This window comes from Streptomyces sp. NPDC058274 (genome assembly GCF_042881375.1).
Lineage (GTDB): Bacteria > Actinomycetota > Actinomycetes > Streptomycetales > Streptomycetaceae > Streptomyces.
In genome coordinates this window covers 16,669-39,241 of record NZ_JBHVXW010000032.1, presented here as the reverse complement: position 1 = coordinate 39,241, position 22,573 = coordinate 16,669, and the positions used below count along the sequence as shown (strand labels likewise).

Here is a 22,573-nt window from a genome sequence, read left to right as displayed (position 1 = left end):
CGCCCGCCCCGGCCTCACTCGTTCACGACCAGTGGCGCCGCCCGCCCTCGCCTCCGGCGGCCCCTACGCTTCGAGGCATGCGCGCGCCCGCACCCCCAAAGGGGACCCATGTCCTGGTCGTCGAGGACGACGACACCATCGGACGACACCTGGATGCCGGACTGCGTGGCCACGGCTACCTCACGACTTGGTGCCGCACCGGCATGAACGCACTGGCCGAAGCCCGCACCACCTCGCCAGATGTCGTGCTGCTCGACCTTGGTCTGCCCGACGTCGACGGCATCGACATCGCCCGCACCCTGCGCGCCGAACTTCCCGACCTGCTCATCGTCATCCTCACCGCCCGCAGCGACGAGATCGACGTCATCGCGGGCCTCGACGCCGGAGCCGACGACTACCTCGTCAAGCCGTTCACCCTGACCGTGCTCCTGGCCAGGCTCCGCGCCCACCTGCGCCGCCGCCCACCCATCTCAACCCACGAGGAGGGACCGATTCGCGTCGGTGACCTGACCGTCGACACTTCCGCACGGCGCTGCCTGCTCGCTGCCGACGAGGTTGCGCTGCGGCCCAAGGAATTCGAACTGCTCGCCGTCCTCGCCCTGCACGCGGGCATGGCCGTCTCCCGCGAAGCCTTGATGGCGCAGGTCTGGGACGAGAACTGGTTCGGCCCCACCAAAACCCTCGACGTCACACTCGCCTCGCTGCGCCGCCGCCTGGGCGAGGCCGCCGACGCATCACCCCACCCCCTGACCCTGCCGGAAATCACGACATTGCGCGGCCACGGCTATCGGCTGGAGGCCACCCCGCCCAGCGCGGCACCTCAGGCAGAGCCCAACACGTGACGGGACTGTTCGCAAGGGGGAAGGGTTCAGTCTGGAGCCGCGCTCGAAAACGGCACGGATCATCGTGAAGGACGTACGCGATCAGTTCGGCGTTGTAGCCGCCCGAGCGTCGGCTGCTTGGGAAGCTGGACGGGCTGACGGCAACACGTTTGAGCGGCGAGCGCCGGCATCGTGACGGCGAGGGCGGTGCCGACCATGAGGACGGCCACGGAGATCCGGGCCCAGTTGGCCGCGTTCGCGGTGAAGAACACCGGGAGGCCGAGCAGGGCCGAGATCACGCGTGAGCCGACGACGACCCGCAGGGTGAGGGTGTCGCCCCGGAGGGCGGGCCGGTGGGCGGTCAGGGTGACGGCGCCCGGTGCAGCGCCGGTGATGGCGACGCCGGGCGGCGGCCCGGGGCGGTGCCACAGGCTGGCGATGCCGTCCAGGTCGTATGGCGAGGGCTGCGCAGAGGGTCATCCTGATCGTGCGCCGCATCAGGTGTTCAGTTGCTCGTGCGAGCGTGTCTCAGCGGTGTGCGTGCGAGGACTTGAGCCGGTCCGCTCCGTCGCCCTGGAGGGTGTCCAGGCAGACGGTGCGTCCGGTCGAGAGCAGCAGCAGGGCCAGGGCGGGCCCGGTGATCTCCGGTCCGTTGCCCACCGCCCAATCGGTGTCGGTCGCCCGGAGGGTGAAGCCGGCCAGGCGGCGTTCGGCGTGGAACGGCCAGCCCATCTCCCAGACCCTCCGCAATCCTTCGCGGCTGTGTTCGACCGGGACGGGAAGCTGTCGAGCCAGCGGGAGGGCGATGTCCTGGCTGTGGACGATCACGTCGAACAACGCGTCGCGGGTATCCAGCACCTTCGCCGTCCTCCGGGTGCCGGCATGGCTGCGGATCGCGGCGACCAGGTCCGCGGGATCGCGGGAGCCGTTCCGACGGGCCAGTACGGTGTTGATCCGGTCGGGGCTGAACCGTGCACGCGGTGCGACCGCGACCATGTCCCAGGTGGTGAGGGTGGGGACCAGAGCGATGTGTCCCGCGACGTCCCGCACCCGCCAGCCCCGGCACAGCGACTCCTGCTCCCATTCGGCCGGAGTGAGTTGTTCCAGCAGGTCGGCGATCCGCAGCCGGGTCGCGCGGACAGCGGACCAGTACAGGTCCGAGTCATCCATGACAACCTCCAAAGGTCCGAACCTCGGACTATAGTAGTACGAGGATCGGACCTTCTGCAATGATGGACACATGACCGACGACGACACGGACGAGCTCAACCTGGGACTCCTGATGTTCATCCCGTACCGCTTCATGGAGTCGGCCGTGATGGCCGCCCTGAAGTCCGCCGGGCACGACATCTCGCTCACCCAGGCACGCGTCTTCCAGCGGATCGGCGCGGAGGGCTCTCGGCTGGCCGAGCTGGCCGAGGCGTCACAGGTCAGCAAGCAGACCATCGGGTCGATCGTCGACCAGCTCGAACGAGCCGGGTACGTCCGGCGCGTGCCCGACCCGCGCGACGCACGAGCCCGACTTGTCACCGTCACCACGCGGGGGCACGAGCTCGTCGAACTGAGCCTGCCTGTCGTCCGCGACATCCAGGGGCAGTGGACGACCCACCTGGGGCCCGGGCGCACTCGGCAGCTGAGACAGGCCCTCACGATGCTGCGAGAGATCACCGATCCGCACCGCTGACCCCCGTGCAACTGGGCTCCCTCGCACCACAGTCAAGGGCAGCGTCGGCAAATCCGCGAGCGCCCGCAGGGGCGGCACTGCAAGGAGGGTGAGCGGTGGCCGGCCCTTCAGCGGCCAACCTGACGTCCCGACATCCGGGCCGCGACCATCAGCGAGGCCCGGGTCAACATGCATCGCAAGCTGAACAACATGGCGAAGATGACGGGCCTGTTCCCGCTCGCCATGCTGTCCGACTGCGTCGTCCACCCGAACCCCGGCGCCGGCCCGCTGGGCTTCCTGTCGTACGCGGCGTCCGGCGAGCCCCGCAGCCTGGCGGCTTCCGTCTCGGGCCTTTACCGGGCCCGGTAGAGGGGGAGGGCGTCCAGGAGATGGCGTGGGCGGTCGACCTGATGCGGATGGGCCTCAACCCGGCCCGCCACATCAAGGGCGGCGACGCCGTCCTGGACGAAGGGGAGTAGCCGGTGGGCGGCACCCGTCCGTATCGTCCGCCCCGCCGCAGGTGCTCGATGCCGAGGTCGGTCATCAGGGACGCGTGCTTCCCCCGGATTTCGGCGCACGCGGGCCCGACCGTTTAGCACCTCAGTTGGTCATCCGTGCCACCTGGAACGCTCAGTTGCACGGGCTGCTGAGCCGAAGCACGATAGTTGCCACAAAGGCAGGCTTGTTTTCACCGAGGGCAGCAGCGCGCGTGGAAAGACGGATGCATCGTCCGGTCAGGGTGTGGGCGAGGCGTCGGTAAGCGACATCCACTGCCGGACGGTCTCCTGGTGGGAACCGATCGCCGTGCTGGTGGCCACTGCCTCCGCGTCTACGCCGGAGCTCGGCGTTCCTGCGCGGGTCAATAGGACCAGCGGCCACTCAGGGCCCACTCCGGTCGGCGCTCCATCGAAGGCGATCCAGGCCCAGGGCCCCTCGAAGTGCCAGGCTCGCCCGGCTGCGTCGGCGACCTCATCGCCGGGCAGGAGAGCAACGTACGGCCGCATCAACAGCTCAAAAGCGAAGGGGATCCCGTTGCCAGGGTGAAGCGTGTAGCCCCCGCCGTCGAGATGGCTCTCATCCGTAAACTCGCGGTAGGACAGGCCGCGGCGCAGCACGGCCACGGTCAGGTGGGGGCGTGGTAGCCAGCCCGTCTCCATCGGCGGATCGTGATGGTCGACGCCCGTCACGTGTACCACCGTCGGTGGTACACCGACCCGGCAGAAGTTTCCCGGCTCCAGTTGCTCGGGCGGCGGGTCAGTTCGAAACAGCTCCGGCTCTACGTCAGGCCCGCCGCGCCCGCCGCTGTCTTCGGCACAGCTGCGACTGAGCGGCCGAGTTGGCCCGTGGACGCTTGAGTTGGCCGGGTGAGCGTTGTGGTTGGCCCGCAGGACGTGACTTAAGTCGTCAGGATGTGCCGCCGAAGTCGACATCCTTGGTCTCGGCCGTCCCCGCCGTCCGACCCGGCGCCGTCTGGTAGGTCCAGTACAGGTTCGTGTGCGCGATGACCTGGTCCGGCGGCGGCGCACCCCATGCCGTCTTGTCGCCCGCCGTGTGGGCGTCGCTGACCAGGGTCGCGTCGTACCCTCTGGCGAACGCGCCGTGGAGCGTCGAGCGGATACAGGCGTCGGTTTCCGCACCGGCGACGACGAGACGCCCCACACCGAGCCCCGAGAGCACTGTCTCCAGAATGGTGTCCTCGAAGGAATCGCCGTAGTTCTTCTCGACGAGCGGCTCGGCTTCCTGTGGAGTGAGCTCCGGGACGATCCGCCAGTCGTCGCTGCCCCTCGTGAGCCCCTCGTCGGAGTGCTGGACCCAGACGACCGGGACACCTTCCCGCCGCGCCCGCTCGACGAGGCTGGCTACGTTCGCGACGACCACGTCGCGCTGGTGAGCCCCTTCGACGACGCTCATTTGCACATCGACGACAAGGAGCGCAGTGTTCGGCCGGTTTTCCAGTGTGGTCATGATCCACCTCTACTCACGCTGGGTTCGTGGATCTACGCACGATAGCCCCATCCACCGAGAGCGGCTGGACCGCCGATCTTTTCCGGACCAAGAAGCCGGGCTGGCCTGGTCGCTGCCGTTCACCGTCCGCGGTTGGTCTTGGCCTGCCCTGGTTGGAAAGGGCCTCGGGCAGCCAGAGGAACTATTCGATTGCGGACGTAGGCGATGGCTTGGCACGGTTCAGGGCATCGTGCGCGTCTGAATCCTGATCTGAGGAGGCACCCTCGTGGCTGTCGTTCCGGAACGTCGTTTGGCTCTCCTCGGTGGCGGCTTCTCCACCGACGACGACGGTCTGCTGGATGACTGGGTACTCGATCAGGTGTCCGTTCCTCGCCCCAAGGTGTGCTTCATTCCGACAGCCAGTGGTGACGCCCCCGCCTACATAGAGCAGTTCTTCGGGGCGTACCAGTCACGTTCCTGCGAGCCGAGCGTCTTGCATCTCTTTCGGCGGGAGCTCGATGACGACGCCCTGCGCACGTTCCTGCTCTCGCAGGACGTCGTCTATGTAGGTGGGGGCAACACCGCGAACATGCTGGCGGTCTGGCGCGCGCACGGCGTGGATCGGCTACTTCGCGAGGCCTTCGACCGCGGCACCTTGCTGTGCGGCATCAGTGCCGGTGCCAACTGCTGGGCCGAGGGATCGCATACAGACTCTTTCGGACCGCTGACGCACCTCTCGGACGGGCTGGGCCTGCTGTCCGGCTCGGTCTGCCCGCACTACGACAGTGAGCCCGGCCGACGATCGTCCTATCAGGCAGCCGTGGCAAACCGCGCGCTTCCGGCCGGCTGGGCGGTCGAGGACGGCGTCGGCGCCCTCTTCACGGGCGGTCTGCTGGCGGACTCCGTGACGCGCACGCCTCAGGCCTGTTTGTATCGGGTAGAGCCCGGCGAAGATGGCGGAGTGAAGGAGCAGGCCAGGCAATGTCGCCTGCTCGTTGCACAACAGCAGCCCACTTCACCCGCGTGAAGTGGTGAGAGAGCGGCCCCGCCTGGTGCGGGGCCGAGGGCCGCGTTGGTGCACAAGGAATCAGCCTTGAGGCTCGTGTTCTGGTAGTCCCGGCGCAGGTGATGGTGCGTGGTCGGTGAAGAGGGGAATGCCGAGGTCGACCAGCTGGGGACGTCCGTCAGTGCGGCTGTTCTTGAGGCTGTTCAGCTTGGCCATCGCGGCGTCGAAACTGACCTGGAGTCCTTCGACCTCGCCGAGCCAGCCGTTTCCGCGGGCTTCGGTGATGCGCTCGCGGAGGTTCTGGATGATCTCGATGAGGCGGGGTCGCTGTCGGGGGTCCAGCTGAAGAACGGGGCAGCGAATGCCCCGTTGACCGAACTAGCCTCGACAGCCCGTCGGTCCGCCAAGCCGGCGGACGGTGACTGGCAGTGTCGCCCAGCGCTCCCGAAGCTCGCCCGCTTGTGTTCCCGAATCTGCTGTGATCTCGAGCCAACGACGGCTCGCGGAGGTAGGGATGCCAGAACACACGGCAGTGGTACGAGACATAGCGGCGCTGAAGGTACTGAGGACAGGCAGGGTCGAAGAGCCCGGCGAACCGCTGCTTCCGTACCGGCTGATCGGAAGCGATGGCCTCGAGGTCGACTCGGTCACCGAGTTCCTCCGTCACATGCTCGCCGATGACGCCAGCCCCGTTTCCCTGGGCTCGTACGCCTATGAACTCCTTGCCTGGTTCCGGTTCTTGGCTGCAATCGACGTTGCGTGGGACCGTGCGGGGCGAGCGGAGGCCAGGGACTTCGCTCTGTGGCTGAAGACCGTGAAGAAACCGCCGAGGCAACGCCGGCCCGACGCTCCGAAGCCGGGGTCGGCCAACCTGGTCACGGGCAAGCAGACGCCCGGCGAGAACTACGCCGACCGGACCAGACGGCACGCGCGGGCGGTCGTCCGGTCGTTCTACGAGTACCACCGCGAAATGCACGGTCGCCCGCTGATCAACCCGTTCCCCAAGGCCAGGACTGCCGACGACGAACACGTCAACGCCCACCACAACCCGATGCAGCCGTTCCGTCGGCCGTCCAGGCGGGCGGAATACCAGCCGCGCGAGCCCCGCTGGATTCCACGCAGCATCCCCGACCAAGCGTTCAAGGGTTCTGTGCTCGATGAGCTCGAGGTCGAAGTCGGCCGCGCCCTGGAAGATCGGGTCCAGTCCGGTCTGACCGGTGATCACAGGGAACAGCGTCACCTGGATGCGGTCGACCAGGCCGGCGGCCATCAGCGCCCGGTTCATCGACAGGCTGCCGTGCGAGCGCAGCGGTACGTGGGACTCCTCCTTGAGCCGGGCGACGACGTCGACGGCGTCTTCGCTCACGACCTTCGCGTCCGGCCGGTCGAGGAATCCTTCCAGTAAAGAAGCGGTCATGATGATCTCCTCGACTGCGGTTGATCGCGTGTGTCGACAGGGACTGGCCAGCACGTCGGAACTCATCGCTCTGGGGCTTCTGGAGTCCGGCTCCTGGGATGCGGCCCGAGGGGCTTTGCTATGGCCGTGAAGGTGGAAGGTCGGCGTGATCGGCGATACGGCGGGCGAGAAGGAGAGCGTGGCACGCCGATCCGCAGGTCTTGGTTCTTCGCCATGACACGCCGCCGGATGGTCTATCCGCACCGTCCGCGGGCCTTTGGGTCATAACGTGCGCAATATGACGAAATGCCATATCGCCTACCTGGCGTGTACCGCAGCGCTCATCGGGGCGGGGCTCGGGGCCGCCCCGCCGGTTGTTGTCGACGAGATGACCCACGTGGTCTCTCCGGGGGAGTCCATCCAGAAAGCGGTGGACGCCGCCCAACCGGGAGACACCGTCCTCGTGACCCCCGGCACGTACCGCGAGAGCGTCAAGGTGAGCACGCCTGGGCTCACTCTGCGCGGTATGGGTCGCGACACGGTCATCGAACCGGGCACGAAGAAGGCCGCCAACAGCTGCGCCGAGGGCGGCAACGGCATCTGCGTGGTCGGGACGAAGGACCACAACGTCGAGGGCGTCACCGTCGCCTCCCTGACCGTGACCGGCTTCACCAGGACCGGTGTGTTCGCCATGGCGACCGACGGGCTGACCGTGCGGAACGTGACCGCGGTGAAGAACGGTGTGTGGGGGATCGCCCAGGAGCGTTCGGTCCACGGTGTGTTCCGGGAGAACACCGCCCGGGGCAACGGCGACGCCGGTCTGTTCCTCGCGAACACGATCAAGTCCGAGGAAGGCGCCACGGACGCCGACGGAACGGTGGTCGAAGGCAACCGGCTGGACGGCAATCGGATCGGCATCACCGTCCGACGGCTGCGGCACCTCACCATCGCGGGCAACCACCTCACCGGAAACTGCGCGGGCGTCTTTGTCGTGGGTGACGAGAACAAGCCGAAGGCCGGCGCCCTGACCGTGAGCGACAACTACATCGCGCGCAACAACAAGTCCTGCCCGAAAACCGAACGGTTGGACGCGCTCCAGGGCTCCGGCATCGTGCTGACCGGCGCCGAGGAAACCCTGGTGACAGGGAACCGGGTCGTGGACAACGTCGGCAAATCCCCGCTGTCGGGCGGCATCGTGCTGTTCAAGAGCTTCGTCGGTGCCACCAGCGAGCGGAACCGGATCGCCGACAACGTCCTGGAGGGCAACGCCCCGGCGGACCTCGTCAACACGGACACCGGCAAGGACAACACCTTCGAAGGCAACTCCTGCCGGGCGTCCAAGCCTGCGGGACTGTGCTGACCGGCCGTGGTCACTGATGAACTCGAAGAGGGAAGGCGGCGCATGACGACCGCACAGACCGCACCAACCGCTCCACCGCCGTCCATGCGGTTGCGGGAGCTCGTGTTCGGGGCGGCATGTGCGGCCGCCCTCCGCGCCGCCGCCCGGCTGGGAGTCGCCGATGCCCTCGGCGACAGCCCGATGGCCGCGGACGACCTGGCGGCGGCGGTGAAGACCGAACCGAAGCCGCTGCGACGGCTGTTGCGGGCCCTGTCCTGCTACGGCATCTTCGCCGAGCAGCAGGACGGGACATTCACGCACACCGACATGTCCCGGCTGCTGCGCGAGGACGATCCGAACAGCCTGCGCAACATCGCCCTGTGGTGCACCGAGCCGTGGACCTGGGACGCGTGGCCGATGCTGGACGAGGCGGTGCGCTCCGGCCGCAATGTCGTACAGGATTTGTACGGCAAGGAGTTCTTCCACTACCTCAACGAGGACGCCCCGGAATCGGCCGACGTCTTCAACCGCGCCATGACGACGTCCAGTGTGCAGTCGGCACGGGACGTCGCGCAGTTCCTCGATCTGTCGCAGAGCAAGTCCGTCGCCGACATCGGGGGTGGTCAAGGGCATGTGGTGGCAAGCTTGTTGGAGAAGTACCCGTCGCTCCACGGCACCCTGCTCGACCTGCCGCGCGTGGTGGAGAACGCCGACCCACGGCTGCGTGCGGGAGGCGCGCTCGCGGACCGCATGCGCATCGTGCCCGGCGACTGCCGCGCGGCCATCCCGGTCCAGGCTGATGTGTACATCATCAAGAACATCCTGGAGTGGGACGACGACAGCACCACCCGGACACTGCGCAACGTCATCGAGGCGGGCGGTCCCGGATCGCGGGTCGTGGTCATCGAGAACCTCGTCGACGACACGCCCTCGATGCGCTTCAGCACGGCCATGGACCTGCTGCTGCTCCTCAACGTCGGAGGTGCCAAGCACACATCCGAGAGCATGGCAGGCAGGCTGACGGCAGCGGGCCTGGTCATCGACGACGTTCGCCCGGTCAACCCCTACCTGCACGCGTTCGACTGCACCGTCCCCGGGTGACCACGTCCCCCGGAGCGTTCCCCTAGACAGCCCCTCGCCGGGCACGCGGTCCTGCGTGTCCGGCGAGGGGCTGTCCTACGAGCGGTTCAGGAGGCGGCGCCCCGCTCCCAGCTGTAGAAGCACTTCGCCATCGCGTCCTTCGGTGAACGCCAGGTCGCCGGGTCGTACGCGGTGACGTACGCCGACAGCCTTTCGCTGATGTCCCGGAACTCGGGGTGCCCGGCCACCTTCGCGATGGCGGGGCCGGGGTCCCGCTCGGATTCGATGAGGTGCATGTACACGTCGTCGAACTGGAAGAGGTTGCGCCGGGTGACGCCGATGAGCCGCGGCAGTTCTCCCCGGTCCGACTCCTCGAACACCTTGGCGATGTCCAGGGCCGACCCCGGGGCCATGCGGGCGACGATCAGGGATTGGTGCATCGTCCTGTCCTCCGTCGGGATCAGTCGGACAGCGTCGGCACGGGCCGGCGCTCCCTGGCGGTCTGCTCGATACGGTCCCGGATCAGGGCCATCTGGACCTTGGAGTTCCGGTTGATGTTGTTCGTCATCCACTCGTCGTCGACCGGTGCGTCGGGCTTCATCGCGAAGTCCTGCGTCCACACCATCCGGGTGCCTTCACGCACCTTCTCGTACTGCCACACGATGTCCATGTGGGCGAAGGGCCCGGTCTCGACGCGGCGAGCCCGCACCGTGAGCGCGTCGCGGTCCGTTTCCCGTTCCGAGACCCAGCTCCACACCTTGCCGCTCTCGTCCGGGTGCATGGTGAGCCGGAACGTGGTCTTGTTCCCCTCCTGGGAGAGGATCTCGACGGAGGCGTACTCGCTGAACAACTGCGGCCAGTCCGCGACGTCGTTGGTCAGGTCCCAGACCAGGTCCACCGGCGCGGCGATGACGATTTCGTTCTGCGTGTGCCCGGCCATGTCACGCTCCTGCCAGAAGTACGCTGTTGACGAGGTCGAGGAACTCCCGGGGCGTCTTGCTCTTCTCCGCGTCCGGAGGCATCGGTGTGCCGTACCGGTTCTCGAGCTCGCCCACGATGCCGAGCAGACCGAGCGAGTCGATGCCGAGGACGTCGAAGCCGGAGTCGTACTGCTTCTCGAGGTCCTCCGAGGCGACGGTCACTCCGGCAGCCTTCTTCATGAGCTCGGACAGCTCTTCCACAGTGATTCGGTCACTCATGCTGTTCCTCTCCTTTGGTCTGTGACGCCTCGCTACGAGGCATCGGTGACGCCGCGCCGTAGCACCAGCGCCGAGTTCGACCCCATGAGTCCTCGGCTGAGGACCAGCGCCGTGCGCAGCTCGGCGGCACGGGCGCGCGTGGTGACGAGGTCGAGGTCATGGCAGAGGTCGAAGACGTTGGGGGTGGGCGGGACCACTCCGTGCTCCATGGCGAGCACCGCCGCGGCGACGTCCAGAACGGGCGCCGCGCTGTAGCCCCGGCCGATGGCGGTCTTCGGCGCCGTGACGGGGACGCGTCTGCCGTGCGCGCCCAAGGCGTCCGCGATCGCCAGCGCTTCGGCACGATCCGCCTCCGGTACGCCGAGGGCGTCGGCGAAGACCACGTCGATCTCCTCGGGGGCGCAGCCGGCCTCGTGCAGGGCGCCCCGGATGGCCTGGGACAGTCCCTCCCGCGACTGCTCCCAGCGGGAGGCGCCGGTGAAGGTCGCCGCGTGACCCGCCAGGGTGGCCCGCACGGGCGCGCCCCGGTCCCGGGCCGACGTCTCGGCCTCCACGACGAGCATGGCGCCGCCTTCCGCGGGCACGAATCCGCACGCCGAGGCGGTGAACGGGCGGTAGGCACGCTCCGGCTCCTCGACAGTGCTCAGCGCGTCGTAGCCGAGCTGGCAGACCATCGAGTAGGGAGCCAGTGGCGCCTCGGTCGCGCCGGCCACCATCACGTCGGTGCCGCGCCGCACGGCACGCGCCGCATGGGCCAGAGCGTCCAGGCCGCCGGCCTCGTCAGAGGCGACCACCCCGCAAGGTCCCTTGAAGCCACGGCGGATGGAGATCTGGCCGGTGCTCGCGGCGTAGAACCAGGCGATGGACTGGTACGGCCCCACGAAGCGGCTGCCCTTGTCCCACAACTGCTGGAGTTCCCGCTGCCCGAACTCGCCGCCGCCGGAACCGGCCGCGGTGACCACGCCCATGGAGAACGCCGCGGCGTCGGTGTCGGCCCGGTCGAGGCGGGCGTCGTCGAGTGCTAGGTCCGCCGCGGCCAACGCGAAGTGCGTGAACCGGTCGGTCTGGACGAGATAGCGCTCCTCGACCGCCGACGGCGGATCGAAGCCCCGGATCTCGCCGGCCACCCGCAACGGCAGATGCTCGCATCCTTCGCGGGTGACCCGGTCCAGGACGCTGATGCCCTCCCTGGTGGCCTTCCAGAAGGCCTCGGTGCTGGTTCCGTTGGGCGCGACCACACCGATTCCGGTGACGGCCGCGCGCCGAGGATGCGGTTCGCTCATCATGTCTTCTCCCTCGGCAGGGTCATGATCACCGCGGACTGGAAACCGCCGAACCCGCTGCCCACGGAGAGCACGTTGTTGAGTTTTCGCTCCCGGGCGACGCGCGGGACGTAGTCCAGGTCGCACTCGGGGTCCGGCGTCTCGTAGTTCGCGGTGGGCGGGACGACCTGGTGGGTCAGGGCCAGCGCACAGGCGACGAGCTCGATCGCGCCGATCGCGCCGAGGGAGTGGCCCACCATGGACTTGATGGAACTCATGGGCGTCTCATAGGCGTGCGCACCCAGGACCCGTTTCACCGCGGCCGTTTCGTGCCGGTCGTTCTGCTGGGTGCCCGACCCGTGCGCGTTGACGTAGTCGATCGCCGTCGAGTCGAGACGGGACTGGTCGAGGGCGTCCTCGATGGCCCGGGCCATCTCCAGGCCCTCGGTGGTCAGACCGGTCATGTGGTAGGCGTTGCCGAAGGTGGCGTAGCCACTGATCTCGCAGTACACGTGTGCGCCGCGGGCCAGGGCGTGTTCCAGCTCCTCCAGGACGAGTACGGCACCGCCCTCGCCCATGACGAACCCGTTGCGGTTGGCGTCGAAGGGGCGTGAGGCGTGGGCGGGGTCGTCGTTGTTCGGTGACGTGGCCTTGATCGCGTCGAAGCAGGCCATGGTGATCGGTGAGATCGGTGAGTCCGAGGCGCCGGTCAGGCACACGTCGGCCCTGCCCTCCGCGATCGTGTGGAAGGCGTACCCGACCGCGTCGAGACCCGACGTGCAGCCGGTGGAGACGGTCTGCACCGGCCCGCGTGCCTCGAACCGCTCCGCCACCGTCGAGGCGAGAGTGCTGGGCGAGAACGCCCGGTGCAGGTCCGCGCCGGCCTCCCGGTGGTCCACGTCCCAGCGCTTCCCGCGGTTGCTGACCAGGACGTAGTCGTGCTCCAACCGGGTGGTTCCGCCGACCGCGGTGCCCAGGGAGACCCCGATGCGCCAGGGGTTCTCGGCGGCGAGGTCGAGGCCGGAGTCCCGTACCGCCTCCTCCCCGGCGACCAGCGCGAACTGGATGTACCGGTCGCACCGGGCGACCTGCTCCGCGTCCAGCCCGTGGGCCGCCGCGTCGAAGTCGCACTCGGCGGCGATCTGCGACCGCAGCCCGGACGGGTCGAAGAACGTGATGCCACGGGTCGCCGTGCGCCCGTTGGCCAGGAGATCCCAGAACGCCGGGGCGCCGATGCCGCCCGGGGCGACGATGCCTATGCCGGTGACCGCCACACGCCTGGTCATGATCGCGCCTGGGATCGCTCGGCCGTCGCGGCCGCGTGGGTGGCCTCCACCGCGATCGGGACACCGTCGGCGTCCTCGGTGTCGACGTGCCCGAGCGGCGGACTCGGGGCCAGCGGGCCGAGGTGGAAGACCATACGGGCCTCCACCTTGCCGACGTTGCGGAAGCGGTGCCGCATGTGGCTGGGGATCATGAGCCCCTGCTCCGGCTGCAGCGGGTGGGGCTCGCCGTCCAGGTCCACCTCGAGCTGTCCGCAGACGACGTAGATGAACTCCTCGGAGTACGGGTGGTAGTGCTCGGCGATGCGCTCGCCGGGCAGGATGATGGCCACGCCCATGAAGCCGCTGGTCGAGCCGACGGTGGTGGGGGTGAGCAGGGCACGCAGGTCGCCACCGCGCCGAGTGTTGGGCTCGACCTCGCTGAGATCCACGATTCCGGGATGGCGCTTGATCACGACGTTCCTCCGAACTTGTGGTGCATCGACATGAGGGCGTGGCCGTCAACGGCCCGGTGCCGGTGAATCAGGCGTCGGGCGCGCGGCGGTCGGTGACGAGTTCCATGCGGGAGACCGAGAGGAGGCGAGCGGGGGCGCCGTCGCTCAGCGCCGAACCGTCCGCACCGAGCACATCGCCGTCGAGGAGCGCCGTCAGCTCGGCCGCCTGACCGGGATCCGTGAGACCGAGCACGCGCCCGGGGTCGGTGTCGAGCCCGCCGCGCACGTCGACCAGCCGCACCACGACGTCGTCGCGCTGGAAGATCGTGCTGCGCAGCACCGGTCCCTGCGGATCGTCCGCCGCCGTCTCGTCCTGCCGGGCGAGCAGCTCGGCCAGCTGCATGCCGCACCCCACACGGGCCGGGTAGTACAGCGCGTGGCGCACGGCGTCCGGGCTGCCCTGGCCTGCCGTCACATGGTGTACGGCGGGCAGCGCCGCGCGGGTGAAGAAGACCCGGGCCGACTCGGGGTCATCGAGGTCCCGGTCCTGCTCCAGATAGGGGTTGATGGCATCCTCGACGGCCCGCACCTCCGGCTGCCGGGCGACGTGGCGCAGCGCGGCGAGCAGGTCGCCCCGCACCTCGATGGCCCGAACCACCCGGTTGCCGTGCATGAACAGGGAGGTGCGGCACAGCCGGGTGGTGTCGTCGACCTGCGGCTCCGGTGACTCGTACCCGGAGAGGATCTTGGCGACGGTCTCCTCGCTGCCCGGCTTGACCGTGAAGGTGAGCGCGTGACGGATCAGCCCGTCACCGATCCGGGGTGACGTCTGGAGCCGACGCTTCCCGGGCTTGGTGTCCGCCGCCGGGCCGCCGGTCTCCCGGACGATGTGGAAGCGAAGCGACCTGGTGTCCCGGACACAACTGTGCAGTGGCTCCACCATCCGCACGTGCTCCTCGCTGTTCACCCAGGTGAGGAAGGGCGGGGCGCTCTCCCACTCACTCGTGATGAGCCATTGGGAGGGGTTCTCGATCGACTGACACAGCTGGTCGCTGACATGCCCGGGGACGGAAGCCACCTGGTTGCACATCTCGTCGTACGCCTCGAGGAACTGCTGCTGGGCCCCGTCGTAGACGTCCACGAGCAGGACGACACGGAGTCTGGAGCCGTCGAACACGGACTGGGAGATACGCTGCGACGCCTCTTGCAGCGGCGATTTCGAAACACGTTCAGACGTGGTGGTCATCCTGCGCACATCTCCTTCGGGGGCCTGAGGCGGACGGGCGTCGGCCACGTTGGTGTGACGTCGGCGTGTCTCGATCCTGAATCCGCCCCCGGAAGCGCGCGACTTGTGTGCATGGCGCGGGTGACCTGGCGGACTGGTAAGCCGGGGCCGGTTCGGGCGAGGTGAGCGAAGGCCACCCGGCTGTCCCAGCAGTCCTGGGCCTTACGGTCGCATGCACCCGCACGGGTGATGAGGCGGACCTTGGCATGAGCTCAGTCGCCGTACACACGCCGGCTGACAAACTCCGTGACTGCCGTCGGACACCACCAGGGGACGAGGCACGGGGAGAGCCGCCGGGCCGCCACGTGGCACTTCGCGTGGCGGCCCGGCGGCTGTCGGCTCACCCATCGCCGGATACCGGCCGTTGCCCGCAGTGATGCTCGCTGCGGGCGACACCGTCTCCGGAGGTCAGCCCACTGCCAGCAGCGTGGTGAGGACTTGGCGCAGTGCCGACTCGGCATCCGGGACAGGTCCCGGCGATCGCCAGGCCACGAACCCGTCGGGCCGGACGAGTACGGCGCCCCCGGACATCGTGCCGTGGGCGGCCGACCAGTCCGTATCGCCCTCGGGTGTCAGCTCGGCATCCGGTCCGTTGCCCACCCGGTACGAAGTCAGCGGGACGGACATCACTTCGCCGAGGCGGGTGGCGGCCTCGTGCCAGCCACTGGCGGCATCGTCGTCGCTGAGCAGGACGAATGACCGTTCGTAGAGGTCCAGCGTGGAGATCTGTTCGCCTCGGTGCCGTACCGCCAAGTGGGGCGCCCTGCTGCCGGGTTCACCGGACAGGTCGAGGCCTTCCGGGACGACCGGTGCCGCGGGGTCGGTGCCCGCGACGGCGCCCTGCGGATAGCGGTAGCCCAGGGCCACGTTGAGGATGCCGCGCTGCGGGCCACCGCCACCGCCTGCGCCGGGAGGCGGGGCGAAGCCGGGATGGCTGTGCTCGACCGACCGTGCGGCGGCGCGGGCACTGGTCGCCTCCGCCACGGGGCGGCGCTCGGCGTCGTAGGAGTCCAGCAGCCCTTCCCCGGCCCAGCCGCCGAGCACCGCGGCCAGCTTCCACGCGAGGTTGTGCGCGTCCTGGATACCGGTGTTGGAGCCGAAGGCCCCCGTGGGGGACATCTCGTGGGCAGAGTCGCCGGCCAGGAAGACGCGTCCTGCCCGGTAGCTCCGGGCGACCCGTTGCGCGGCGTGCCAAGGAGCCTTTCCGGTGACCTCCAGGTCGAGGTCGGCGACTCCGACCGCGCGGCGGATGTGTTCGACACACCGCTCGTCGGTGAACTCCTCCAGGGTTTCGCCGTTTTCGGGGTGCCAGGGAGCGTGGAAGACCCAGTTCTCCTGGTTGTCCACGGGCAGCAGCGCCCCGTCGGCGTCCGGGTTTGTCAGATAGCAGACGATGAAGCGGCGGTCGCCCACGACATCGGCGAGGCGGCGGGAGCGGAAGGTGATGCTGACGTTGCTGAACAGGTCGCCAGGACCGCTCTGGGCGATGCCGAGCTGCTCGCGGACAGGGCTGCGGGGGCCGTCGGCGGCGACGAGGTAGTCCGCGCGGATGGTGGTGTGCTCACCCGTATCCCGGCTCTTGACGACTGCGGTGACTCCGGAGGGCTCGCTGTCGAACGACATCAGTTCGGTGGCGTACCGCAGGTCCCCGCCCAGCCGCTCGGCGTGTTCGAGCAGCACCGGCTCAAGGTCGTTCTGGCTGCACAGGCACCATGCGCTGGGGCTGAAGCGGGCCAGTCCGCCACCGGCGTCGATCTCCTTGAAGAGCCACTCGCCCGCGTCGCCGACCAAGGTGGGCGCCTGCAGGATCCCGTGGTTGTCGGCCAGGGTCGCGGCGGCCTCCCGGACCCCCGGCTCGACGCCGGCCACCCGGAACAGCTCCATGGTGCGGACGTTGTTGCCGCGGCCGCGGGGGTGGATGGAAGTGCCCGCATGGCGCTCCACCAGCATGTGCCGTACTCCCAACCGGCCCAGGAACAGCGAGGTCGCCAGGCCGACGAGGGAACCGCCGACGATGAGGACCGGGACCTGGTGGGTCGTGTGGTCGGCTTGGTCGGCTCTTTGGTTCATCGCTCGCCTCCAGCGCATCGTGTCCGCCGACTCGGCCGGATACGGCCGGGGGCTTCATCCATGCCCCGCAACACGGAAACGGGCTAAAGCTTCACCCGCTTGACTCGCCCGGTTCGCCGAGTCGGCGGGCAGGTCCACGATCCGCGCCACGCGTGCCCCCGATCCCAGCCGAGTCTCACGCTCACCCGGTCGCTTCCAGGAACGGGACGATCGCATCGATGAAGTGCTCGTTCCGGTCGCCGGCCACCGTGTGGTCCGCGCCGGCCACTTTGACGCGCCGCGCGTGGGGAACGCTGTCTCAGACCTGCTCGGCGATGTCGTCGCGCACCACGTCGCCGTTCCCGCCGCCGGCGCGCAGGATCGGCACGTCGGCGTGGCGCGCGGCGTCGAGGAGCCGCTCCGCCATGCCGGGCGGATCCATCCGGCCTTCGAAGCTGTCCAGCATCCGGGGGTCCCAGTGCCAGACCAGCGATCGACGTGGTGTCGGCCCCTTTGACAACGACACAGCCGCGGATTTCGCCAACGCTCTCGACGACGCCGAGCCCGAGGCGCGCGAGGCCCTGATCCGAGGCGTCCTGATCCGGAGGATCGACGCTACGGGCTACGAAGCCGACCATCTCGGGAAGAGCGAATCCCTCGTGCTGGGCCAGCCACTCTCTGAACAGATTGAACCCGTAGTGCAGCAACTTAAATGATCTGTCGCATGGCTGGTGTGATCATGTGATCACGGCGTCTAACCCGTCTTGGATAACGAAGTTCGCCGGGCTGAGCCCGCGCTACTTTCGCAAGTTGGTAACCAAGCTGCGCCGCGAGGGAGCAGATGCCGTCCGACTCGGCCGGCCTTGGAGCCTGCCGCTGGAGGACCGGGTCCTGCTGGTCGCGGCATACTGGCGTACCAACCTGACGTTGCGCCAGCTCGGGCCGCTGTTCGGGATCTCGAAGTCCGCGGCCGACCGTGTCATCGACCACCTCGGGCCCCTTCTCGCGTTCCAGCCACGCCAACGGTTCCGTCCGGACACTGTCCTCATCGTGGACGGAACCCTGGTACCCACAGGCGACCACACGGTGGCCGAGTAGTCGAAGAACTACCGCTACTCCACCAACCACCAGGTCGTCATTGACGCCGACACCCGACTCGTCGTCGTGATCGGCAGACCTCTACCCGGCAACCGTAACGACTGCAAGGCTTCTGTGGCTGTTCGGAGGGTTCGTGGGCCGCCGGGTTGTTTGCCGGCTCGGCGTCGTTGATCCAGACGCCGTGCCGTCGGTCGGCCAGAAACGCCGAGAGTGCGAGGAGGAGTGCGGCAGCCGCAACGGTGAGGGCAACGAAGAGGGCTCCCTCGACGCCATGCTTTTCTGCGAGGCCACCGGAGATGGCTTGTCCGGCGGCAGTTCCGAGGGGGCCGCCGGCGCACAGGATGGTCATGGCGACCGCGGCCCGTTCGGCGGGGGCGAGTCGTTCGGTCAGTGCGTACAAGCTGATCATGTAGGGCGCGACGGTGAAGCTTGCGACTGCGACCGCGACGGGGACAGACGCCACCTGGGCACCGATGAAGAGCACCAGCATTCCGGCGAAGAGGGTCGCGGCGAAGAAGACGTAGCGGGTGAGCAGGGAGAAGCGCTGTGGCAGCCAGGCGCAGGCAGCGCCGGCCAGGGCGCTACCGATGCCGAACTCGGCGTACACGAGCCCTGCGGCGCCGGGTGTGTCGATCTTATCCGCGTACACGGTCACGGCGGTCTGGACGGCACCGAAGATCGCTCCCATGGCGACCATCGCAAGGAACATGACAGCCAGTGGACGGCGGGGCAGGTGCGGCTTGTTCTGCTGTCCCGAGGGCTGCTGGTGGGTGGTGCGGTGGGCGTAGCGGAGGGCGAATGGGAGGGTACTCGCCGCGAGCAGAGCCATCGTCGCCACGGCCGGGGCGAGGGGGCTGAGCGAGGCGAGCAGTCCGACAAAGGCGGGGCCGGCGACGAAGCTCAGTTCGTCGGCGGACGCCTCATAAGACAGTGCCGCGGACAGCAGGTGGTGCTCGTTGCGGGACTGCACCAGACGTGACCAATGCACCCGGACGAGGGGCCCGACCTGTGGCTGGGTCAAGCCCACGAGAGCGGCCGCCGCGAACATGGGTTCCCGGCTGCCATGGCTCGCGGCCAGTAGGGCGGCCCAGGAACCGAAGTTGGCGATCGCGGCGGCCACGCCGACCGATCGGTGGTCGTAGCGGTCGGTCAGGGCCCCGATCAGGGGGCCGCCGACGGCGATGGCGATGCTCTGGGCCGCGCTGGCGAGTCCGGCGAAGGCGTAGCTGCCGGTCGCTGCCTGGAGCAGGATGAGGGTGGAAAGGGCGGAGGTCGCGTACGGCAGGCGGGCGAGGAATCCCAGTGGGAAGAAGCCGACGCCTGCCGCACGCAGCAGGGAGCGGTAGGACACTGATGTCTCCATCGGGCACGGCCAGGAGACGCGCCACCCAGCCACCAACGCGTCGACGAGCCCGATTCTGATCGTCAACGTAGCGGAGGCTGCTGAGGGCTGTACAGATCCTTCGACGGGAGCGGACGATGCGGCTGGCGCGGTGCACGTGGGCCCCGGCTGGATAGACGTCCCCGGCCGGGGGCAGGTGTGAATTGGAGCCGAGTCAGCAGCGACCGCTGCTCAAGGTGTCGAGGAGAGGGTCACGCAGTGCGTCGGTGTCGGCGTCGGTGCGGTTCCTGTTGTGTGAGTCCCTGCTTGGCCCGCTCACGGGTTTGGACCTGGACGGCATCGATTGGGCGATCGTCGGCGGTGAGTCCGGCCCGGGAGCCCGGCCGATGGACCTTGCGTGGGCCAGCGACATCGTCGAGCGGTGCAGGCAGTCCGGGACGGCCGCGTTCGTCAAGCAGCTCGGCTCGTGCTGGAACAAGACGCGTCACAAGGACATGGCACGCTTCTCCGCCGACCTGCGGGTGCGTGAGTATCCACATGCTCGGGACCGTGCACCGGCCTGAACAGCGGGACGTCAGGCGGCAGCAGGGAGGCTCACCTGGCTCTTGCTGGTGAGCTTGCCCGACGACGGGGCCACTGCGGAGCGTCCTTTTGTGCGATCCGTGCAGGGGGGTTGGGGTTGTCTGCTGCGGTGAGGCGCTGGTACCTGGTACCTGGTGGCGGGTGTCAGCGGGGCGCGGTGTCGTGGGCGCGGCTGAGTGTTCATCGGGAGACGCGCGGTTTGGCGGCTTCGGCGGTTCGGGTTTGTCTTGTCCGGCGCCGGGCCGGATGCGGGCGTCGGTGGTCTGTTCGGAGGTCGGGGCGTGAGGACGGCCGCCGGCGCGGCCTGGGGCGCGGGCGGCGTCGAGGTCTTCGCGGCGCTTGAACCTTGAGTGACTCGGTCTCAGTCCGGCTCGAAGGGGATCAGGTGGTGCTGAGGGTGGCGGCGGCGTGTTTGGTGGCTTCGATGTAGGGGGTGGGTGGGCGTTGCATTTGGAGGGCGGGGCGGAGGAGGAGGATGGAGGCGGTGATGGAGTCGCCGTCGAAGACGGGGGCGGCGATGGAGTTCCAGTTTTTCATGCATTCCTGGTAGCCGAGGGCGTAGCCCTGTTCGCGGATGTCGGTGAGGGAGGCTTTGAGGAGGTGGGGGTCGCGGATGACGCCTGGTCCGGCTTCTTCGGGGACGGGTTGGGCGAGGACGTGGGCTTGGATGGGTGGGGGGAGGTAGGCGAGGATGGCGCGTCCGCTGGCTCCGGTGCGCAGGCTGCGGGTGACGGAGAGGACGTCGCGGGGGGTCATGCCGAGTTCGACGAGGTCGGAGTCGCCGACGGCCATGTCTGCGCATTGGCGGCCGGCGGTCATGCCGGGGGATTTCATGTAGAGGAAGGCGAGGCCTTGGTCGGTGGCTTCGCGTAGTTCCTGCAGGGCGCGTTGTGCTTGTTCGTGGGTGGGGCCGTGGGGGAGGGCGTAGGCCAGGTCGGAGAGGGGGCGGGCGAGTTGGTACATGCCGCGGGAGGGTCGTTTGTAGATTTTGCGGTAGATCCCGGCGGTGAGGATGCGGGAGGTGGTGGCGTCGTCGTACTGGCAGGCCTGGGCGATGTCGTGCAGGGAGTGGGGGCCGGGTCCCAGGGAGGCGAGGCGTTCTTGTACGTGGTAGGCGCGGACTGCCACGCTGGATCCGCCGGGAATTGTGGTCATGGACTGCCCCCGTGTCGCCGCCGCCGTCTGTGCCGTCTGTGCTGTGTGCGCTGTGTGTGTGGTCGGGATTTTAGCCGGAGACATGGAGCATCGCCTTCCCGGTGACGGTGCGCGATTGAAGGGCGCGGTGGGCGTCCGCGGCCTGTTCGAGGGGCCATTGCTGGCCGGTGACGGGCTGCAGGGTTCCGGCGGCGGTGGCGTCGAAGAGGGCGGTCATGGACTGGGCGAGGGCGCCGCGCACGGCGTAGAGGTGGGGCAGCCACAGGCCGCGGACGGTCAGGGAGCGTTCCAGGATCATGCGGCCGGCGGCCGGGGCGGGTGTTCCGCCGGCGTAGCCGTAGACGGCCATTCTGCCCAGTGGTGCGAGGGAGGCCAGGAGCTGCTCGTGCACGCGTCCGCCGGTCATCTCCAGTACGGCGGTGACCGGGCCGCCGGCCGCATCCAGTACGGCTTGTGTGAGGTCTTCCGTCTGTGAGTCGGCCACAGCGAATGCGCCGAGCCGGGTGGCCAGGTCGCGGCGTTCGGGGGTGGAGGCCAGGGCGATGACACGGGCCCCCCGCTGGGCGGCGAGCTGGACGGCGAGGGTGCCGACCCCTCCGGCCGCCGCGGAGATGACGACGGTGTCCGAGTCGGTCAGGCCCACGCAGGTGTGCAGCAGATGCCAGGCCGTATTGCCCTGCAGGGTCAGGGCCAGGGCCTGCTCGTCGCTGACCTCGTCGGGCACCGCCCAGGTGGTCATGCGGTGCGCGGCGGCCTGTTCGGCGTAGCCGCCGCCGCGGGTCAGGGCGACGACTCGCTGTCCCTGTTCGTCGGTGCCCATGACTTCGTTGCCCGGAATGTAGGGCAGTTGAACGTCCGCCAGGTAGGTGCCGGTGCGGACGTGTACGTCGGCGAAGTTGAGGCCTGCTTTGCGGACGCTGATGACGCGGTGCGCTCGGGGTGGAGTCACGTCGGGTGCCTCTGCCGTCTGAAGGACTTCAGGTCCGCCGAAAGACTTCATGACGATGGCACGCACAGGGGTGTCCTCCACAGACGGAATGAGCTGAGAGGCCAGCGTAGCGGCCCCTGCAGGGCTGTTTGGAGGCGGAGTTGGCTGCCGCGGATGCACAGCTCGGAGCCGGTGTGTGAGATGTTCTCCGTCACCGGAAAGTTGATTATTGGACTTCCCGTACTTCCCTTCTTGCGTGATCCGCAGCCTTCTTTTCTCAACTACCGAGAAAGCAGGGCCCTTTTCGATTGGCGTTGTTGACGATTCACTCGCGAATCTCAATGATTCATTTACGCCAGACGAAAGATCGATTGCGGCGGAATTGCCCGCCTTGAGGTGTCATGCGCGACCCCCCACCCGTAATCCCGTCACACCACCCAGTCGCCGCGCAGGCCCTCACCGGTCGATGGCGCGGTTCCGGCCCGGCTGGCGCCACATCATGGACAGCTGAGCCACCGGCCTGGCTGTGTCCGGACCGCACAGGGGACGGCCCGGACACAGCCCGCCACACCTTGGCGCCCGAGGCCCGTCACACCTTGGCGCTCGAGGCCCGTCACACCACCCAGTCGCCGCGCAGGCCCTCACCGGTCGATGGCGCGGTTCCGGCCCGGCTGGCGCCACATCATGGACAGCTGAGCCACCGGCCT

General features: G+C 68.6%; 22 protein-coding genes and 3 pseudogenes. 9 read left to right on the top strand and 16 right to left on the bottom strand.

What is annotated here, in order from left to right:
• The first annotated feature begins 77 nt into the window (after positions 1-77).
• Positions 78-842, top strand: a complete 765-nt coding sequence (locus tag ACFVYF_RS36965) for a response regulator transcription factor (protein WP_389462434.1) — start codon at positions 78-80, stop codon at positions 840-842.
• 507 nt (positions 843-1,349) lie between these two features.
• On the opposite strand, the gene ACFVYF_RS36960 is transcribed toward ACFVYF_RS36965, so the two are convergent.
• Positions 1,350-1,991 (bottom strand): maleylpyruvate isomerase family mycothiol-dependent enzyme, encoded by a 642-nt coding sequence (locus tag ACFVYF_RS36960; protein ID WP_389462433.1) that lies wholly within the window; start codon positions 1,989-1,991, stop codon positions 1,350-1,352.
• 70 nt (positions 1,992-2,061) lie between these two features.
• Between ACFVYF_RS36960 and ACFVYF_RS36955 the strand changes: the two genes are divergently transcribed.
• Complete coding sequence (locus ACFVYF_RS36955) at positions 2,062-2,505, top strand: MarR family winged helix-turn-helix transcriptional regulator (RefSeq protein ID WP_389462432.1); 444 nt, start codon at positions 2,062-2,064, stop codon at positions 2,503-2,505.
• A 22-nt stretch (positions 2,506-2,527) separates the two neighbouring features.
• Positions 2,528-2,963 (top strand): annotated as a pseudogene (locus ACFVYF_RS36950) (transcriptional regulator); the annotation flags it as partial.
• A gap of 255 nt (positions 2,964-3,218) precedes the next feature.
• Here ACFVYF_RS36950 and ACFVYF_RS36945 read toward each other — a convergent pair.
• Entirely contained in the window at positions 3,219-3,671 is a 453-nt protein-coding gene (locus tag ACFVYF_RS36945; RefSeq protein ID WP_389462431.1) for a hypothetical protein, read from the bottom strand.
• A 217-nt stretch (positions 3,672-3,888) separates the two neighbouring features.
• Complete coding sequence (locus ACFVYF_RS36940) at positions 3,889-4,449, bottom strand: isochorismatase family protein (RefSeq protein WP_389462430.1); 561 nt, start codon at positions 4,447-4,449, stop codon at positions 3,889-3,891.
• 265 nt (positions 4,450-4,714) lie between these two features.
• Between ACFVYF_RS36940 and ACFVYF_RS36935 the strand changes: the two genes are divergently transcribed.
• A complete protein-coding gene (locus ACFVYF_RS36935) occupies positions 4,715-5,455 on the top strand; it encodes a Type 1 glutamine amidotransferase-like domain-containing protein (protein ID WP_389462429.1) in 741 nt (246 codons plus the stop codon).
• 1,087 nt (positions 5,456-6,542) lie between these two features.
• Here the strand turns inward: ACFVYF_RS36935 and ACFVYF_RS36930 are convergent.
• Positions 6,543-6,836 (bottom strand): annotated as a pseudogene (locus ACFVYF_RS36930) (dihydrofolate reductase family protein); the annotation flags it as partial.
• 292 nt (positions 6,837-7,128) lie between these two features.
• Between ACFVYF_RS36930 and ACFVYF_RS36925 the strand changes: the two are divergent.
• Both ACFVYF_RS36925 and ACFVYF_RS36920 read left to right on the top strand, forming a co-directional pair.
• The gene (locus ACFVYF_RS36925; protein ID WP_389462428.1) at positions 7,129-8,190 is read left to right on the top strand and encodes a nitrous oxide reductase family maturation protein NosD; all 1,062 of its coding nucleotides are present in this window, start codon (positions 7,129-7,131) and stop codon (positions 8,188-8,190) included.
• 42 nt (positions 8,191-8,232) lie between these two features.
• Positions 8,233-9,270 (top strand): methyltransferase, encoded by a 1,038-nt coding sequence (locus ACFVYF_RS36920; protein ID WP_389462427.1) that lies wholly within the window; start codon positions 8,233-8,235, stop codon positions 9,268-9,270.
• A gap of 86 nt (positions 9,271-9,356) precedes the next feature.
• Here the strand turns inward: ACFVYF_RS36920 and ACFVYF_RS36915 are convergent, their stop codons facing one another.
• The 9 genes from ACFVYF_RS36915 to ACFVYF_RS36875 all read right to left on the bottom strand — a co-directional run bounded on the left by ACFVYF_RS36915 (position 9,357) and on the right by ACFVYF_RS36875 (position 17,227).
• Positions 9,357-9,689, bottom strand: a complete 333-nt coding sequence (locus ACFVYF_RS36915) for a TcmI family type II polyketide cyclase (RefSeq protein WP_389462426.1) — start codon at positions 9,687-9,689, stop codon at positions 9,357-9,359.
• Positions 9,690-9,709: 20 nt separating this feature from the next.
• Positions 9,710-10,189 (bottom strand): SRPBCC family protein, encoded by a 480-nt coding sequence (locus tag ACFVYF_RS36910; protein WP_389462425.1) that lies wholly within the window; start codon positions 10,187-10,189, stop codon positions 9,710-9,712.
• 1 nt (position 10,190) lies between these two features.
• Positions 10,191-10,448, bottom strand: a complete 258-nt coding sequence (locus ACFVYF_RS36905; protein ID WP_389462424.1) for an acyl carrier protein — start codon at positions 10,446-10,448, stop codon at positions 10,191-10,193.
• A gap of 32 nt (positions 10,449-10,480) precedes the next feature.
• Complete coding sequence (locus ACFVYF_RS36900) at positions 10,481-11,731, bottom strand: ketosynthase chain-length factor (RefSeq protein ID WP_389462444.1); 1,251 nt, start codon at positions 11,729-11,731, stop codon at positions 10,481-10,483.
• A complete protein-coding gene (locus tag ACFVYF_RS36895) occupies positions 11,731-12,996 on the bottom strand; it encodes a beta-ketoacyl-[acyl-carrier-protein] synthase family protein (protein ID WP_389462423.1) in 1,266 nt (421 codons plus the stop codon). Before ACFVYF_RS36895 ends, ACFVYF_RS36900 begins: the two co-directional genes overlap by 1 nt.
• Positions 12,993-13,448, bottom strand: a complete 456-nt coding sequence (locus tag ACFVYF_RS36890) for a cupin domain-containing protein (protein ID WP_389462422.1) — start codon at positions 13,446-13,448, stop codon at positions 12,993-12,995. The genes ACFVYF_RS36895 and ACFVYF_RS36890 overlap by 4 nt, the downstream gene beginning before the upstream one ends.
• A gap of 67 nt (positions 13,449-13,515) precedes the next feature.
• Positions 13,516-14,673 carry a SchA/CurD-like domain-containing protein gene (locus ACFVYF_RS36885; protein WP_389462421.1) on the bottom strand — a complete coding sequence of 386 codons (1,158 nt, stop codon included), beginning with the start codon at positions 14,671-14,673 and terminating at the stop codon, positions 13,516-13,518.
• A 447-nt stretch (positions 14,674-15,120) separates the two neighbouring features.
• Positions 15,121-16,782, bottom strand: a complete 1,662-nt coding sequence (locus ACFVYF_RS36880; protein WP_389462420.1) for an FAD-dependent oxidoreductase — start codon at positions 16,780-16,782, stop codon at positions 15,121-15,123.
• A gap of 298 nt (positions 16,783-17,080) precedes the next feature.
• The gene (locus tag ACFVYF_RS36875; RefSeq protein WP_389462445.1) at positions 17,081-17,227 is read right to left on the bottom strand and encodes a hypothetical protein; all 147 of its coding nucleotides are present in this window, start codon (positions 17,225-17,227) and stop codon (positions 17,081-17,083) included.
• Here ACFVYF_RS36875 and ACFVYF_RS36870 point away from each other — a divergent pair.
• Together ACFVYF_RS36870 and ACFVYF_RS36865 are read left to right on the top strand one after the other, a co-directional pair.
• Entirely contained in the window at positions 17,187-17,477 is a 291-nt protein-coding gene (locus ACFVYF_RS36870; protein ID WP_389462419.1) for a DUF4259 domain-containing protein, read from the top strand. The genes ACFVYF_RS36875 and ACFVYF_RS36870 overlap by 41 nt on opposite strands.
• Positions 17,478-17,502: 25 nt before the next feature.
• Positions 17,503-17,970, top strand: a pseudogene (locus ACFVYF_RS36865) (transposase family protein); the annotation flags it as partial.
• On the opposite strand, the gene ACFVYF_RS36860 reads toward ACFVYF_RS36865, so the two are convergent.
• Positions 17,897-19,210 (bottom strand): MFS transporter, encoded by a 1,314-nt coding sequence (locus ACFVYF_RS36860; protein WP_389462418.1) that lies wholly within the window; start codon positions 19,208-19,210, stop codon positions 17,897-17,899. The pseudogene ACFVYF_RS36865 and the gene ACFVYF_RS36860 sit on opposite strands and share 74 nt — an antisense overlap.
• A gap of 227 nt (positions 19,211-19,437) precedes the next feature.
• Here ACFVYF_RS36860 and ACFVYF_RS36855 point away from each other — a divergent pair, with 227 nt between their 5' ends.
• On the top strand, positions 19,438-19,764 hold the full coding sequence (locus tag ACFVYF_RS36855; RefSeq protein ID WP_389462443.1) for a DUF5131 family protein: 327 nt from the start codon (positions 19,438-19,440) through the stop codon (positions 19,762-19,764).
• 400 nt (positions 19,765-20,164) lie between these two features.
• On the opposite strand, the gene ACFVYF_RS36850 is transcribed toward ACFVYF_RS36855, so the two are convergent.
• Both ACFVYF_RS36850 and ACFVYF_RS36845 read right to left on the bottom strand, forming a co-directional pair.
• On the bottom strand, positions 20,165-20,938 hold the full coding sequence (locus ACFVYF_RS36850) for an IclR family transcriptional regulator C-terminal domain-containing protein (RefSeq protein WP_389462417.1): 774 nt from the start codon (positions 20,936-20,938) through the stop codon (positions 20,165-20,167).
• A 70-nt stretch (positions 20,939-21,008) separates the two neighbouring features.
• Positions 21,009-21,887, bottom strand: coding sequence for a zinc-binding alcohol dehydrogenase family protein (locus tag ACFVYF_RS36845; protein WP_389462416.1), 879 nt, complete (start codon positions 21,885-21,887; stop codon positions 21,009-21,011).
• Positions 21,888-22,573: the final 686 nt, after the last annotated feature.